The sequence below is a fragment of the Micromonospora sp. NPDC023869 genome (assembly GCF_055559695.1).
In genome coordinates this window covers 330727-346285 of record NZ_JBVHKD010000003.1, presented here as the reverse complement: position 1 = coordinate 346285, position 15559 = coordinate 330727, and the positions used below count along the sequence as shown (strand labels likewise).

Here is a 15559-nt window from a genome sequence, read left to right as displayed (position 1 = left end):
CGGCTCAGCCGCCGGTCAGCGTCTCCAGCAGGTCCTTGGCACTGGCACACTTGTCGAACAGCGCACCCACGTGCCGCCGGGTGCCCCGCTCCGGCTCCATCATCGGCACCCGGACCAGCGACTCCCGCCCGACGTCGAAAATCACCGAGTCCCAGCTGGCAGCGACCACCTCAGAGGCGTACTGCGCCAGGCAGCGGCCCCGGAAGTAGGCGCGGGTGTCCTCCGGCGGCTCGGTCATCGCGGCCTGCGTCTCGGCCTCGGGCAGCAGCGTCTTCATCGCCCCCCGGGAGACCAGGCGGTGGTAGAGCCCCTTCTCCGGACGGACGTCGGAGTACTGCAGGTCGACCAGTTGGAGCTTGTGCGAGCCCCACCCGAGCTTCTCCCGCTCCCGGTAGCCCTCCAACAGCCGCAGCTTGGCCACCCAGTCCAGCTCGTCGGCGCAGAGCATGACGTCGCGGCCGAGCCGGTCCAGCACGTTCTCCCACCGGTCCAGCACGTCGGTGGTCTGCTCGTCGACGTCGCTGCCGTACCGGTCCTCCACGAAGGCCCGCACCCGCTCCAGGTACGCCCACTGGACGTCCAACGCGGTCAACCGGCGACCGTCGCGCATGCGCATCCGGTGGGTCAGCGACGGGTCGTGACTGACCGCGCGGAGTTCGCCGACCGGGTCGGCGATGCCGAGGTCGGGGCCGAGCGCCTTCTCCTCGATCATCGTGAGGATCAGCGCGGCGGTGCCCACCTTGAGATAGGTGGAGATCTCCGACAGGTTGGCGTCGCCGATGATGACGTGCAGGCGGCGGTACTTGTCGGCGTCGGCGTGCGGCTCGTCCCGGGTGTTGATGATCGGCCGCTTGAGCGTCGTCTCCAACCCCACCTCGACCTCGAAGAAGTCGGCCCGCTGCGAGATCTGGAAGCCGCTCTGGCCGCCGTCCTGCCCGATGCCGACGCGACCGGCGCCGCAGACGATCTGCCGGGTCACGAAGAACGGGGTCAGGTACGCCACGATGTCGGCGAAGGCGGTCTGCCGGCGCATGAGGTAGTTCTCGTGCGCGCCGTAGCTGGCGCCCTTGTTGTCGGTGTTGTTCTTGTAGAGGTGGATCGGCGCGCTGCCCGGGATGGTGGCCGCCCGGCGCGCCGCCTCGGCCATCACCCGCTCCCCCGCCTTGTCCCAGCGCACCAGGTCCCGAGGGTTGGTCACCTCCGGAGTGGAGTACTCCGGGTGCGCGTGGTCGACGTAGAGCCGGGCCCCGTTGGTGAGGATCACGTTGGCCAGCCCGAGGTCGTCGTCGGCGAGCGCCTCGGCCGGGTCGTACGCGGCCCCGGAGTAGGTGAAGCCACGGGCGTCCCGCAGCGGTGACTCCTCCTCGTAGTCCCACCGGGCCCGACCGCCCCGGTTCAGTTCCGGGCGGGCGCCGTAGGCGTTCACCACCTGGGAGGAGGTGACCATCGGGTTGGCACCGGCCTGACCGGGCACGGAAATGCCGTACTCGACCTCGGTGCCCATGATCCGTCTTACGCTCATCGACCTACCCGCTTCGCTTGCCCGACCGGTCCCCCGTCACGTCGAGCGTAGTCGCCGCTCGCGCACGCGGGGGCGTGCCGGTGGGGTCGGAACGCCGCGGGTCGCACCACTGCGCCCCCGGAGCGCTCGACGATCATGGGCTCGATGGTGGCCCGCTCGCGTGTCTCGGGCAGCGAACGCAGCGGTCTCCCGGCCCGTCAGCGCGCGCCGGAGTCGGTGGCCACCGGGCGGATCCGGCCCGGGCGTCGCGTGCAGCATCTGCCAGGTCCGACCCGGTTCGACGAAGAGGAGGTACGCGACGGGGCCCGTGACGCGATGTCACGGGCCCCGGTGGCGCGACCGGTCAGAGGTACTGGCCGGTGTTGCTCGCGGTCTCGATGGAGCGACCGGCTTCGGCGCCCTTGCCGCCGGAGACGAGCGTGCGGATGTAGACGATCCGCTCGCCCTTCTTACCGGAGATGCGGGCCCAGTCGTCGGGGTTGGTGGTGTTGGGCAGGTCCTCGTTCTCGCGGAACTCGTCGACGCACGCGTCGAGCAGGTGCTGCAGGCGGAGTCCCTTGCGACCGGAGGTGAGGAACTCCTTGATGGCCATCTTCTTGCCACGGTCCACGATGTTCTGGATCATCGCGCCCGAGTTGAAGTCCTTGAAGTACAGGACCTCCTTGTCGCCGTTGGCGTAGGTGACCTCGAGGAAGCGGTTCTCCTCAGTCTCCGAGTACATCCGCAGCACCACCGCGTCGATCATCGCCGCGACGGTGGCCTGGGCGTCCTGACCGTGTTCGGCCAGGTCGTCCGCGGAGAGCGGCAGGCCGGAGAGGATGTACTTGGAGAAGATGTCCTTGGCCGCCTCGGCGTCCGGACGCTCGATCTTGATCTTCACGTCGAGCCGACCCGGCCGCAGGATCGCCGGGTCGATCATGTCCTCCCGGTTGGAGGCACCGATGACGATGACGTTCTCCAGGCCCTCGACACCGTCGATCTCGCTGAGGAGCTGCGGGACGATGGTGTTCTCCACGTCGGAGGAGACACCGGAGCCCCGGGTCCGGAAGATCGAGTCCATCTCGTCGAAGAAGACGATCACCGGAGTGCCCTCGCCGGCCTTCTCCCGCGCCCGCTGGAAGATCAGCCGGATGTGCCGCTCGGTCTCGCCGACGTACTTGTTGAGCAGCTCGGGACCCTTGATGTTGAGGAAGAAACTGGTGTGCTTCTCCTCCCCCCGCCGCTCGGCGATCTTCTTCGCCAACGAGTTGGCGACCGCCTTGGCGATGAGCGTCTTCCCGCAACCGGGCGGACCGTAGAGCAGGATGCCCTTCGGCGGCCGGAGCTGGTGCTCCCGGAACAGGTCGGCGTGCAGGAACGGGAGTTCCACCGCGTCCCTGATCTGCTCGATCTGGGACTGCAGGCCGCCGATGTCGGCGTAGTCGACGTCCGGCACCTCCTCCAGGACCAGTTCCTCGACCTCGCTCTTGGGAATCCGCTCGTACGCGTACGCCGAGCGGGGTTCGATCATGAGCGAGTCGCCGGCCCGGATCGCACTGCCGATCAGGGTCTCGGCCAGGTGCACGATCCGCTCCTCGTCGGAGTGCGAGACCACCAGCGCCCGGTCACCCGGGACACCGTCGGGGCCCGCCAGCACCTCCTTGAGCATGACCACCTCGCCGACCCGCTCGAACCCGAACGCGTCGACGATGTTGAGTGCGTCGTTGAGCAGGACCTCCTGGCCGCGTCGCAGCTCACCCACGTCCAGCGAGGGTGAGACGGCCACGCGCAGTTTGCGCCCGCCGGTGAAGACGTCGACCGTGCCGTCCTCGTGCCGGGCCAGGAAGACGCCGTAGCCACTGGGGGGCTGGGCGAGACGGTCGATCTCCTCTTTGAGCGTCACGATCTGCGCGCGAGCCTCTTTCAAGGTGCCCACGAGCCGTTCGTTGTTCTCGGTCAGCCGCGCCAACTGCGCCTGGGTGGCCGCCAGCCGCTCTTCGAGCTGCCGGACGTGTCGGGGGCTTTCGGTCAACTTGCGCCGCACGAGAGCGAGTTCCTCTTGCAGGAACGCGACCTGCGTGGAGAGATCGTGGGCCTCCTTCTCCCACCGTGCGGCGCGCGAGTCCGCGTCGTCGCTGCGTGCCACGTCCCACCTCCCCGGGGGGCTCGAACGTTCTGCCCTAACACTAGCCGCTATGAGCCCGATTCGGTCCTCCGCAACGCGCCCGTCACCGAAGCTTGATCGCCAAGGGTGGGTAGCTGGGCGGGTACGGGCATTCGGGTACCGTCGTGGGGTGGGACGGGAGAACATGGGGGGTGCACCGGTGGTCGAGGTCGCGACCGACCAACTGCAGGTCTGGGTGGATCAGGACCTGTGCACGGGCGACGGGTTGTGCGTGCAGTACGCGCCGGACGTCTTCGAGTTCGACGTCGACGGCCTGGCCTACGTCAAGGGCCCCGACGGCGAACTCCAGCAGGCCCCGGGCGCCCGGGTGGACGTGCCGGAACATCTTCGCCTCGAGGTGATCGACTCGGCGAAGGAGTGCCCGGGCGAGTGCATCCACGTCGTCCGCGGCAGCGACGGCGTCGAGGTGGCCGGCCCGGACGCCGAGGACTGACCGGCCCGGCCACGCCACGGTGACGGCCGGGCGGCCGGCCGCTACAGCAGTGGCCGGCCGACCACCGAGGCGACCAGCCGGGCGAACTCCTCCAGCCGGGCGATCTGCCCGGCACCGCCGTCGTCGAGCGTCTTGCCGAACCGCAGCGCGTCGTGCCGGGGCCCACCGGCGGCCTCCTCGCTGGGCGGTGACTCGTCCAGCGAGGTCAGCAGCAGGTAGACGTCGATGCTGTCGACCCGGATCTCACCGTTGTCGTGGCGGAACAGCCGACGTCGGCACCCCACCTCGGTGACCGAGGAGACCGGCACCACCCGCAGGGACGAGGTCATCGAACCGGGCGGGCCCTCCCCCGGCGGCACGTCCTCGCCGTGCCAGAGCACCAGCCGGCTGCCGTCGCAGACGACGACCTCCTGCCACACCCCGTTGACCTCGTTGACGAAGCGCTCCAGCGTGAAGCCGAGCACCGAGGCGCCGCGCAGCACGCCGCCGAGCGCCTCCAGGGCCACGTCGGGGTCCCGCAGGTAGGCGCGGGCCGCCGATTCGAGGTCGGTGTAGGGGGACCAGTCCGGAAAGACCGCCGGCAGGTCGCCACCGCCGAAACCGGGACGGCTCATGCCGTCACCCCACCCCGCCGGCCCGGACCGGCGGCACCGGCCCACGTCGACCCGCGCCGAGGATCAGCCCGTTCACTCCGCGCCGCCCCAATCCGCCGTCACGGCCTGTCCGTCTCCTGCGTCGTGTCGGGTTCGGCACCGTCGGTCGGCGCCTGTCGGGCCGCCTCCTCCGCCGCGCGCAGCGCCTGACGCCGTTGCGCGTACGCCTCGCTGCCCTTGCTGGGCTTGCGTCGGCGGGGCGGGGCGGTGACTCCGGGGGCGAGCTTACGCGCGGAGACGAGGAAGGCGGTGTGGGCGATCATCCGGTGGTCGGGCCGGACCGCCAGCCCCTCGGCGTGCCAGTCCCGCACCAACGACTCCCAGGCCCGCGGCTCGGTCCAGCCACCCCGCTCGCGCAGCGCCTCGACCAGCTCGGACAACTGCGGGGTGGTGGCCACGTAGCCGATGAACACACCGCCGGGCAGCAGCGCCCGCTCGACCATGTCGAGGTTCTCCCACGGGGTCAGCATGTCCAGGATGATCCGGTCGAAGCCGGTCTCCGGGCATCCGGCCACCTCGCCCACGTGCAGGTGCCAGGCGGGGTGCGGCCCGTTGAAGAACGCCTCGACGTTACGCCGGGCGATCTGGGCGAAGTCGTCCCGCACTTCGTACGAGTGCAACTCGCCGGAGGCGCCCACGGCCCGCAGCAGCGAGCAGCTCAGCGCGCCGGAGCCGGCGCCCGCCTCCAGGACCTTCGCGCCCGGGAAGATGTCGCCCATGGCGACGATCTGCGCCGAGTCCTTGGGATAGATCACCTGCGCGCCGCGCGGCATCGACAGCACGTAGTCCGACAGCAGCGGCCGCAGCGCCAGGAAGGCGGTGCCCCCGCCGGAGGTGCTGACCACGCTGCCGTCGGGCAGGCCGATCAGCGCGTCGTGCGCGAGGATGCCCCGGTGGGTGTGGAACTCCTTGCCCGGCTCCAGGGTGATGGTGTGCATCCGGCCCTTCGGGTCGGTCAACTGCACCCGGTCACCGGGGCGGAACGGCCCGCGGTGCACGGCGGGTGGCTCCGCCCTCTCGGCGGGCAGTTCGGTGCCCGGGGTGGCCGGGCCGGCGGAGTGGGTCACGGTCACGTGTTCATCTTCCGGTGAGGTTCGAGCAGTCGCGCCAGATCCGCGATGTGCAGAATGCCGACGACATCTTCGCCTGCCGTCACGAGGTACTGCGCGGCCGGGTGGGCCTGCACCCCCTCCAGCACCCGTTCCCCGTCGGTCTCGACCGGCAGGGTGGGCAGGTCGGCGATGGAACGCGCCACCGCGTCGACGGCGATCCAGGGGCGGCGGGCCTCGGGCACGGCCGCTGCGGCGGCCGGGTCCACCACCGCCACCGGCCGGCCCGCCGAGTCGGTGACCAGCAGCGCCGCGCTCGACGCTCGCGTCCGGTCGTCGGGACCGACGGCGGTCGACGCTCCGACGTCCGCCGAGGTCACCCCGGTCGCGTGCGGCTCCACCGTCGCGGACCGCTGCGCTGCCGCCTCGGCGGCGCGACGCTGTGCCTCGGCGAGCGGGGTCCCGGTGGGTACGCCGAAGGTCGGTCGGGCCAGCCGGGCCAGGTCGACCAGGGGCAGCCGGCGGCCGATCCGGGACATCCGGATCGACTGCCCGGCGCCGTGCCAGAGGGTGAGCGCGACCAGTGCCGTCAGCGGCAGGGCGAGCAGGCTCAGCACATCCACCGCGTAGAGCACCGCCACCAGCAGGGCGGTGCCGACGGCGAGGAGCCGCCCGGCCCAGCCGGCGATCTCGGTGGCGGCGTGCCGGTTGCGGGTGACCGCCCAGATCACCGCTCGCAGTGCCCGCCCGCCGTCCAGCGGCAGGCCGGGCAGGATGTTGAAGACCGCGACGATGATGTTGCTCGCCGCCAGTTGGAACGCCAGTTGGTCGGCCACGGTGCGGTCGGGCAGGGCCAGCGTGGCGGCGACCGCGATCGCACCGAGCACCGCGGAGACCGCCGGACCGGCCAGGGACACGTACAGGTCGACCCGGGGGGACGGGGCGTCGCGGTCCATCTCGGTGTACCCGCCGAGCAGTTCCAGGGTGATCCCGCGCACCCCGATGCCGAATCGTCGGGCGGTGAGAGCGTGCCCGAGTTCGTGCAGGAGCACCGAGCCGAGCAGCGACACGACGAACCCGGCGCCGACCAGGTAACCGCCGAGCGGGGAGAGTTGCAGGCGCTGGCCGGCCAGCTCCCCGTAGAGGACGATGATCAGCACGGCGAGCAGCAGGATCGAGGCGTTCAGATACAGCGGCACCCCGAAGACCCGGCCCACCCGCATGCCGGTACGCCGGCCGGCGCGCGGTCGACTCCCTTGTTCCACCGGCCCGATGCTACGCGGCGGGAGATCACCTACCGGTGCGGTGCCGGTGGTCCTGTCACACTCGTGCCCTAACCTTCCGGGCATGACGGCGGATCCGGTGATCACTCGACAGGCCCCGACTCCGACGCAACTGCCGGCGGCGGTGCGCGCCTCACTCTCGCCGTCGCGGGCGGCCGACTTCAAGACCTGCCCGCTGCTCTACCGCTTCCGCAGCATCGACCGCCTGCCCGAGCGGACCACCGTGGAGCAGGCCCGGGGCACGCTGGTGCACGCGGTGCTGGAGCGCCTGTTCGACCTGCCGTCGGCCGGGCGTACCCCGGAGGCGGCCGGTGACCTGGTGGCGCCGCAGTGGGACCGGCTGGTCACCGAGCAGCCGGAGCTGTCCGGGATCTTCGAGGGTGACGACCCGGCCGCCGTGACGCAGTTCCTGACCTCGGCGGCGGCGCTGCTGGAGGGCTACTTCACGGTGGAGGACCCGCGCCGCCTGGAGCCGGCCGAGCGGGAGAGTCTGATCTCGGCGGTGGTCGACGACGAGCTGTTGATCCGGGGCTACCTGGACCGGCTCGACGTCGCGCCGGACGGCGCGCTGCGGGTGGTCGACTACAAGACCGGCGGTGCACCGCGGGAGGCGTTCGAGGCCCGCGCCCTGTTCCAGCTCAAGTTCTATGCGCTGGTGCTCTGGCGGACCCGGGGCGTGGTGCCCAAGGTGCTGCGGCTGCTCTATCTCAAGGATGCCGAGGTGTGCGACTACGCGCCCGACGCCGAGGAGCTGGTGCGCTTCGAGCGCACCGTGGTGGCGTTGTGGCGGGCGATCGAGCAGGCCACCGCCAACCAGGACTTCCGTCCCCGGCCGAGCCGGCTCTGCGACTGGTGCAGCCACCAGGCCCTGTGCCCCACCTTCGGCGGCACCCCGCCGCCCTTTCCCGAGCAGGTGGCGGTGGCGGATCCGCTGCGCGACGCCCGGTCCCGGCCGGCGGCTCCGGGCGCCGACGAGTAGGCACCTCTCCTCCCCAGGGAGGAGACCAGGTCACCGCAGGAGACGATCTTTCGCCCGAACGGGCGGATAGCGTCGGAGCGTGGGTACGGATCCGAGGGACTGGCTGCGTCGGCACCCGCTGGCCGCGGACGGGCTGCTGGTCGTCGGGCTGGCGGTGGCGGAGGTCGTGCTCACCCTGCTGACGCCCCGGGACTTCTGGCCCCGGCCGCTCTTCGCCGCGCTGGGCTGGAGCCTGGTGTGCGCCGCGCCGGTGCTGGTGCGCCGGACGGCACCGTGGCCGGCGGTGCTGGCCTCGCTGGCGACCCTGGCCCTGCCGCTCACGCTGGAGATCTCCCCGGCGACGCAGAGCTTCACCTTCGTGGTGCTCACCTACACGATGGCCGCGTACCGGCCGGTGCGCCCGGCCGTGGTCGCGGCGGTGGTGCTCTGGCTGCCGGTGGCGCTGGTGGCCACGCTGACGCCCTTCGAGGCCATGCCGCAGGTCAACTCCGCCTACCTGGTGGCGAACAACCTCCTGATCGGCATCGTGTCGTTCTCGGTGGGCCGCACGGTGCACGCCCGGCGGGCCAGCACCCAGGCGCTGCGGGAACGGGCCCGGATCGCCGAGGCCACCCAGCGCGCCCTCGCCGAGCAGGCGGTCGCCGACGAGCGGCGGCGCATCGCCCGGGAACTGCACGACGTGGTGGCCCACCACGTGAGCGTGATGGGCGTGCTGGCCACCGGGGTACGGCGGGTGCTGCGGCGTGACCCGGACGCCGCCGAGGAGGCGATCGGCACCATCGAGGAGACCAGCCGGGCCACCCTGCGGGAGCTGCGTCGGCTCCTCGACGTGCTGCGTACCGAGGCGGAGCCGGCGGCCGAGTTGGCCCCGCAGCCGGGGATCGCCGGCATCGAGTCGCTGGCCGAGCAGGTACGCGAGGCGGGTCTGCCGGTGACGCTGACGGTGCGGGGCGCGCCCGCCGCGTTGGCGGAGGGCGAGGCGCTGACCGTGTACCGGATCGTGCAGGAGGCGCTGACGAACGCGCTCAAGCACGCCGGAACGGCCACCGCGCAGGTCCGGGTGAGCTTCGCGGACGACGCGGTGGAGGTCGAGGTCACCGACACCGGTCGGGGCCCGACGCCGGACACCGGCCGGGTCGGGCACGGATTGGTCGGGATGCGGGAGCGGGTCGCCCTCTACGGTGGTGTCCTGCGCACCGGCGCGCGGCCCGGCGGTGGTTACCGGGTGCACGCGAGGATCCCGGTGGAGACCCTGCTGGACGCCGGGACGTCCAGGTGACGGCGAACGTGGAGGACGAGATGACCGAAGCGACGCCGTCGCGCCGACCGATCCGCATCCTGCTCGCCGACGACCAGCCGCTGCTGCGTACCGGCTTCCGGATGGTGCTCGGCGCGGAGACCGACCTGGACATCGTGGCCGAGGCCGGCGACGGCGCGGAGGCGGTGGACCTGTCCCGGCGGCTGCTGCCCGACGTGGTGCTGATGGACATCCGGATGCCCCGGATGGACGGGGTCACCGCGACCCGGGCCATCGTCGACGCGCGGCTGCCGGTCCGGGTGCTGATCCTGACCACCTTCGACCTCGACGAGTACGTGGTGGGTTCGCTGCGGGCCGGCGCAAGCGGCTTCCTGGCCAAGGACGTACCGGCCGAGGACCTGGTCACCGCGATCCGTACGGTGGCCGCCGGCGACGCGGTGGTGGCCCCGCGCATCCTGCGGCGGCTGCTGGACCGCTTCGCCGAGGCCCTGCCCGACCCGGCGGCGACGCCCCCGAAGGGCCTCAGCACGCTGACCGAGCGGGAGCGGGAGGTGTTGGTGCAGGTCGCCCGGGGGCTGTCCAACGCCGAGATCGCCCGGGCGCTGTCGGTGAGCGAGACCACCGTCAAGACCCACGTCGGGCACGTGCTGACCAAGCTCGGGCTGCGTGACCGGGTGCAGGCGGTGGTGCTGGCGTACGAGTCGGGTCTGGTCCGGCCCGGCGCGTAACGCCCGCGTTGCATTGGTCACCTACAGTGACCGCCGGTGGCGGAAACGGGTTGACCCTCACCCGGCGGCACCGTTCACGATGATCTCGCCCGGCCGCGAGGGGGTGGCCGAGCGGCGCGGCGTCGGGGGCAACCCTGACGGCGCTTAGGGGGTACCCGCACCCGGAAATCCGCCTCGTCTCCGCCCGGAGTCGGACGGATCCGCGTCGGGCAGCACAGAAGATGGACTCGTGCCGGACCAGCGGGGGCGGCGCGATTCGAGACCGACGGAGAGGTACGAGACGTGACCGCTACGACAGGCCAGTCGGCACCGGCCGCAGCCCGGGCGAGCGATGTGTGGAAGGTGTACGGCAGCGGCGAGGCCCAGGTCGTCGCGCTACGGGGGGTCAGCGCCGAGTTCGAGCGTGGCCGGTTCACGGCCATCATGGGCCCGTCCGGGTCCGGCAAGTCGACGCTGATGCACTGCCTGGCGGGGCTGGACACGGTCACCCGGGGGACGGTGCACGTCGGCGACACGACGGTCACCGGTCTCGGTGACTCGGGCCTGACGAAGCTGCGCCGGGACAAGATCGGCTTCATCTTCCAGCAGTTCAACCTGCTGCCCACGCTGACCGCCAAGGAGAACATCCTGCTGCCGCTGTCGATCGCCGGCCGCAAGCCCGATCCGGCCTGGTACGACGTGGTGATCGACACGGTCGGCCTGCGGGACCGGCTGGACCACCGGCCGGCGCAGCTCTCCGGCGGTCAGCAGCAGCGGGTGGCGTGCGCCCGGGCGCTGGTGGCCCGCCCCGAGGTGATCTTCGCGGACGAGCCGACCGGCAACCTCGACTCGCGGGCCGGCGCGGAGGTGCTCAACTTCCTGCGCAACTCGGTGCGTGAGCACGGCCAGACCATCGTCATGGTGACCCACGACCCGACCGCCGCCGCGTACGCCGACCGGGTGGTCTTCCTCGCCGACGGCCAGATCGTCTCCGAGCTGATCGAGCCGACGGCCGACACGGTGCTGGACACGATGAAGAAGCTGGACACGCCCGCCGAGGTGGCCGGCTGATGTTCCGGGCGACTCTGAAGAGCCTCCTTGCGCGGAAGGTCCGGCTGGTCCTGTCCGGCCTGGCCGTGGTGCTCGGCGTCATGTTCGTCTCCGGCGCCTTCGTGCTCACCGACACGCTCGGGCGCACCTTCGACCAGATCTTCGCCGAGGCGTACGAGGACGTCGACGTCAGCGTGTCGGCGAAGCCGAAGCTCGCGGTCAGCGAGATGGAGGGCGAGCAGGTCCAGGCTCCCTTCCCGGCCGACACGGTGGAGACCGTCCGGGCGGTGTCGGGGGTGGCCGACGCCACCGGTGTGGTGATCTCCGACGGCGCGCGGATGATCGGCAGCAACGGCAAGGTGGTCGGCTCGTTCGGGCCGCCGCAGCTCGGCGGCAACTGGCTCGGTGAGAACGACCTGGTGCGGTTGCGCGAGGGCCGCGAACCTCAGGCCGACGACGAGATCGTGATCAACAAGGCGTTGGCCGACGCGGGCAAGGTCGCCGTCGGCGACCGGGTGGGCGTGCTCACCCTGGGGCCACGCGAGGACTTCACCATCGTCGGCGTCTTCGGTTACAGCGGCGACCGCGATTCCATCGGCGGCACCAACGAGGTCATGTTCACGACCCCGGCGGCGCAACGGTTGATGCTCGGCGAGCCGGACGTGTTCAACAGCATCACGGTCACCGCCGCGTCGGGCGTCTCCGACGACGCGCTGCGCGACAGCGTGGCGTCAGCGCTCGGCGACGACTACGTGGTCAAGACCGGGGAGCAGCTCTCCGCCGACGCCGCCGCCGGACTGAAGGAGGGGCTGACCTTCTTCAACCGGATCCTGCTCGGCTTCGCCGCGGTGGCGCTGCTGGTCGGCACGTTCCTCATCCTGAACACGTTCTCGATCATCGTGGCGCAGCGCACCCGTGAGTTGGCGTTGCTGCGGGCGGTGGGTGCCAGCGGCAAGCAGATCATCGGCTCGGTGGTGCTGGAGGCGATCGCCATCGGCCTGATCGCCTCGATGCTCGGCCTGGCTGCCGGTATCGGGATCGGTGCCCTGCTGGCGTACCTGTTCAGCACCATCTCCGGTGGGCTGACCCTGGCCGGGGTGGGCGTACCCGCATCGGCGGTGATCGGCGCGTTCGGGGTCGGCCTGGTGATCACGGTGCTGGCGGCGCTGCTACCCGCGCTGCGGGCCGCCCGGATCCCACCGATCGCGGCGATGCAGGACGTGGCCACCCCGGACCGTCCGCTCACCAAGATCACCGTCGCTGGGGCGCTGGTGACCGCGATCGGTGCCGTCCTGCTCTTCCTCGGGCTGGGTGGTCACGCGGGCGGCAACACCCTGGCCACCATCCTCGGCGGTGTGCTCTTCACGTTCATCGGAGTGGCCCTGCTGACGCCGCTGATCAGCAAGCCGGTGGTGGCGGCGCTCGGCGCGGTGTTCGCCGGTTGGGTGCCGGGCAAGCTGGGCCGGCTCAACTCCGGGCGCAACCCACGCCGCACCGCGATCACCGCCGCCGCTTTGATGGTCGGTATCGCCCTGGTCACCGGCATCACGGTGATCCTGGACTCGGCCAAGAGCAGCATCAGTGGCCTGGCCCGGGACAGCATCAAGGCCGAGTTGGTGATCGCCGGTGCGCAGACCGGCCCCCGTCCGCCCACCTTCGACCCGGCCGTGCTGGAAGAGGCGAAGGCGATCCCCGGCGTACGCGTCGCCGACGGTCTCTACGGCGACCTGGCCATGGTCGCCGACGAGCGTACCTTCGTCGGCGCGGTGACCGAGCCGGCCGCGCTGCGCCAGGTCTACAGCCTCAACGCCGCCGCCGGTGACATCGACCGGATCGACGCGGGGCAGATGCTGGTCAGCGAGGAGACCGCGAAGGAGCGGGGACTGTCGGTCGGTTCCACGATGTCGGTGCAGTTGGCTCGGGGCGAGCCGAGCACGTACACGGTGACCGGCATCTTCGAGGACACTCCCCTGTTCACCGGCGTGCAGATGGTGCTGCCGACGGAGGTCGCCCGTAACTTCACCGTGCCGCAGCCGAGCCAGGGCTTCATCCAGCTCGAACCGGGCACGTCGGTCGCCGACGTCCAGCCGCGCATCGAGACGCTGCTGGCGAACAGCCCCGAGGTGTCGGTGGTCGACCTGAACGCCTTCGTGGAGCAGCAGGCCGGTCAGCTCGACACGTTGCTCACGATGATCCAGATCCTGCTGGCGCTGGCCATCGTGATCGCCGTACTCGGCATCATCAACACCCTGGCCCTGTCGGTGCTGGAGCGGACCCGCGAGCTGGGCCTGCTGCGCGCCATCGGCCTGCGGCGGTCGCAGACCATGGGCATGATCACCGTGGAGGCGGTGGTGATCTCGGTCTTCGGCGCGCTGCTCGGCGTGGTGGTCGGCGCCGGCCTCGGTGCGGCGGTGGTCGAGGCGCTGCGCAGCGAGGGGATCAACACGCTGGTGCTGCCCTGGGGCCAGATGGGACTCTTCCTCGGTCTGGCCGCGATCATCGGTGTGGTCGCCGCCGTCCTGCCGGCGATCCGGGCCGCCCGGATCAACGTCCTGGGCGCGATCGCCCACGACTGAGCACCGACGTCACAGGCCCCGACACCACGGCGACGTGGTGTCGGGGCCCGGTCGTTCCCGTGGCGCGGGCGTCCGGCCCGGTCGTTCCCGTGGCGCGGGTGTCAGGCCCGGTCGTTCCCGTGGCGCGGGCGTCCGGCCCGGTCGTTCCCGTGGCGCGGGTGTCAGGCCCGCGATCGCACCAGCAGGGCGGCGAGCAGGTCCAGGTCCGCGCTGAGCAGGCTCTCCAGTTGGTGTACGCCGTCGCGAGGGCTCAGCGGCACCTCGGCCGGCACGGCCAGGACCGCCGCACCGGCGGCGACCGCGCTGGCCACCCCGGTCGCCGAGTCCTCGATCGCCACACATTCGTCGATCGGTACGCCGAGCAGCCGCGCCGCCGTCAGGTAGGGCTCCGGGTGCGGCTTGGTGGAGTCGACCTCGTCACCGCAGACCACCACGTCGAAGCTGTCCCGGCCGAGAGTGTTCAGGGCGATCTCGACCAGTGCCCGGCCACTGGAGGTGACCAGCGCGGTCGGGATCCGGGCCTCCCGGACGGCGCCGAGCAGCGCCAGCGCGCCGGGACGCCACTGCAGGCCGGTGCGGAACAGCTCCAGGATGCGGGCGTTGATCCACTCGGCGCTCACCTGCGGATCCCGGTGCGGCTGGCGCAGGTCGTCGTGCAGGATACGCATCGAGTCGGCCATCCCGGTGCCGACGATCGCGCGACGGGCGTCGGCGGAGAGGGTGCCGCCGTAGCTCTCCGCGAGCTCCTGCAGGGCGACGTCCCACAACCGCTCGCTGTCGACCAGCGTGCCGTCCATGTCGAAGAGCACTGCGGCCGGTCGGGCGCTGCTCACCGGATCCTCCTCGGGTCGGGTACCCGGTCGATCCTTCCAGCCCGCCGGAACCGCCTGTCGCGCGACGCCCGACACGGTGACGTTCGTCAACCGAGATCGCAGGCGGCCAGGGAGCGCTCGTAACCCCGGAAGAACATCTCGGAGCGCTGTTCCGGGGTGCCGTGCGAGCCCTCGGCGAACCACGGCTGACCGGGGTCGTCGCCGACGGCCAGCAGGCCCTCGTTGAACTCGTCCAGGTCACCCTCGTCGAGGGTCAGCGTGCCGGCGCGGACGGAGTCCCCGAGGTAGGCCCCGGCCATGCAGTCGGCCTGCAACTCCTGCTGGATGGTGAACTCGTAGCGGATGCCGAGCCGGGTCTGGACTCCGTGCGCGTACTCGTGCCCGAGCAGATAGAACACGAACGCGTCGCCGATCTGCCGGAACGCCCGGAACGACCAGTTGACGTCGTAGGCGATGTAGTCGCTGACGGTGCAGTAGACCGCGTTGTTGCGGGGCACCTCCTGCCCGCCACAGGAGATCTCACCGTCCCGCTCGTACGGGATGATGCGGCGGATCGGCTGGAACGACCGGCCGGAGGCCCGGAAGTACTCGGCCCAGTACCGTTCGGCGAGGCGCGTGGCGTCGGCCATGTCCTGCTCGAACTCCTCGACCGTGTCGGTGCCGTCGGCCCGGGTCACCTCGGTGCTCGGCGAGGCCGGTGCGGGTGGCTCGGCGGGCCCGGTCGGTGCGCCCACCGGCTCCACCATGCACGCGGTGGCCGCCACCAGCGCCACCGCCAGACCGGCGAGCCTTCCCCGGCTTCGCTGCCCCGCACCTACCCGCACCCTGTGCCTCCCGCATCGACGCCGGACCAGTACCCCGACGGTAGGACCGTCACGCCCGTCACCGTCTGGTACGCCGTACCGACCGGTCCGGTTCACCGACGCACCGTCCACCTGATCCTTTTCCGCCGGGCGCGACGTGACCTCAGAGCTGGCGGCGTTGCCGCAGGGCTGGCGGCGTTGCCGCAGGGACTTTCGGTCTGCCCTCAGCGACTCGCGTCTCGTCCGCAG

General features: G+C 71.4%; 13 protein-coding genes. 6 read left to right on the top strand and 7 right to left on the bottom strand.

The annotated features are described in order from the left end of the window. Positions 1–4 precede the first annotated feature (4 nt). A complete protein-coding gene (dop, locus tag ACZ31C_RS12030; RefSeq protein WP_465795277.1) occupies positions 5–1522 on the bottom strand; it encodes a depupylase/deamidase Dop in 1518 nt (505 codons plus the stop codon). 343 nt (positions 1523–1865) lie between these two features. Next, positions 1866–3647 (bottom strand): proteasome ATPase, encoded by a 1782-nt coding sequence (arc, locus tag ACZ31C_RS12025; RefSeq protein WP_396751662.1) that lies wholly within the window; start codon positions 3645–3647, stop codon positions 1866–1868. 178 nt (positions 3648–3825) lie between these two features. Between arc and ACZ31C_RS12020 the strand changes: the two genes are divergently transcribed. Further along, positions 3826–4119, top strand: a complete 294-nt coding sequence (locus tag ACZ31C_RS12020; RefSeq protein ID WP_350694950.1) for a ferredoxin — start codon at positions 3826–3828, stop codon at positions 4117–4119. Between the two features lie 41 nt (positions 4120–4160). On the opposite strand, the gene ACZ31C_RS12015 is transcribed toward ACZ31C_RS12020, so the two are convergent. From ACZ31C_RS12015 to ACZ31C_RS12005, 3 genes are all read right to left on the bottom strand, one after another. Further along, the gene (locus ACZ31C_RS12015) at positions 4161–4733 is read right to left on the bottom strand and encodes a hypothetical protein (RefSeq protein WP_117227855.1); all 573 of its coding nucleotides are present in this window, start codon (positions 4731–4733) and stop codon (positions 4161–4163) included. A gap of 98 nt (positions 4734–4831) precedes the next feature. Continuing rightward, positions 4832–5800 (bottom strand): tRNA (adenine-N1)-methyltransferase, encoded by a 969-nt coding sequence (locus ACZ31C_RS12010; RefSeq protein ID WP_396751714.1) that lies wholly within the window; start codon positions 5798–5800, stop codon positions 4832–4834. Positions 5801–5841: 41 nt separating this feature from the next. Continuing rightward, the gene (locus ACZ31C_RS12005) at positions 5842–7044 is read right to left on the bottom strand and encodes a site-2 protease family protein (RefSeq protein ID WP_465795488.1); all 1203 of its coding nucleotides are present in this window, start codon (positions 7042–7044) and stop codon (positions 5842–5844) included. Positions 7045–7168: 124 nt separating this feature from the next. Between ACZ31C_RS12005 and ACZ31C_RS12000 the strand changes: the two genes are divergently transcribed. The 5 genes from ACZ31C_RS12000 (at position 7169) to ACZ31C_RS11980 (ending at position 13674) form a co-directional block, all read left to right on the top strand. Next, positions 7169–8083 (top strand): RecB family exonuclease, encoded by a 915-nt coding sequence (locus ACZ31C_RS12000; RefSeq protein WP_465795276.1) that lies wholly within the window; start codon positions 7169–7171, stop codon positions 8081–8083. A 79-nt stretch (positions 8084–8162) separates the two neighbouring features. Then, positions 8163–9362 carry a sensor histidine kinase gene (locus ACZ31C_RS11995; protein WP_465795275.1) on the top strand — a complete coding sequence of 400 codons (1200 nt, stop codon included), beginning with the start codon at positions 8163–8165 and terminating at the stop codon, positions 9360–9362. A 20-nt stretch (positions 9363–9382) separates the two neighbouring features. Continuing rightward, positions 9383–10069 (top strand): response regulator, encoded by a 687-nt coding sequence (locus ACZ31C_RS11990; RefSeq protein WP_449945362.1) that lies wholly within the window; start codon positions 9383–9385, stop codon positions 10067–10069. 282 nt (positions 10070–10351) lie between these two features. Continuing rightward, on the top strand, positions 10352–11119 hold the full coding sequence (locus ACZ31C_RS11985; protein ID WP_396693700.1) for an ABC transporter ATP-binding protein: 768 nt from the start codon (positions 10352–10354) through the stop codon (positions 11117–11119). Then, entirely contained in the window at positions 11119–13674 is a 2556-nt protein-coding gene (locus tag ACZ31C_RS11980) for an ABC transporter permease (protein WP_465795274.1), read from the top strand. Before ACZ31C_RS11985 ends, ACZ31C_RS11980 begins: the two co-directional genes overlap by 1 nt. Positions 13675–13835: 161 nt before the next feature. Here ACZ31C_RS11980 and ACZ31C_RS11975 read toward each other — a convergent pair whose 3' ends face one another. Further along, positions 13836–14483, bottom strand: a complete 648-nt coding sequence (locus ACZ31C_RS11975) for an HAD family hydrolase (protein WP_465795487.1) — start codon at positions 14481–14483, stop codon at positions 13836–13838. A gap of 110 nt (positions 14484–14593) precedes the next feature. Beyond that, entirely contained in the window at positions 14594–15361 is a 768-nt protein-coding gene (locus ACZ31C_RS11970) for a neutral zinc metallopeptidase (RefSeq protein ID WP_465795486.1), read from the bottom strand. Positions 15362–15559: the final 198 nt, after the last annotated feature.

Coding starts and splice junctions, on each gene's coding strand:
- ACZ31C_RS11980 (WP_465795274.1), top strand. CDS start 11,119: ATGTTCCGGGCGACTCTGAAGAGCCTCCTTGCGCGGAAGGTCCGGCTG.
- ACZ31C_RS12005 (WP_465795488.1), bottom strand. CDS start 7,044: ATGCGGGTGGGCCGGGTCTTCGGGGTGCCGCTGTATCTGAACGCCTCG.
- dop (WP_465795277.1), bottom strand. CDS start 1,522: ATGAGCGTAAGACGGATCATGGGCACCGAGGTCGAGTACGGCATTTCC.
- ACZ31C_RS12015 (WP_117227855.1), bottom strand. CDS start 4,733: ATGAGCCGTCCCGGTTTCGGCGGTGGCGACCTGCCGGCGGTCTTTCCG.
- ACZ31C_RS12000 (WP_465795276.1), top strand. CDS start 7,169: ATGACGGCGGATCCGGTGATCACTCGACAGGCCCCGACTCCGACGCAA.
- ACZ31C_RS11990 (WP_449945362.1), top strand. CDS start 9,383: ATGACCGAAGCGACGCCGTCGCGCCGACCGATCCGCATCCTGCTCGCC.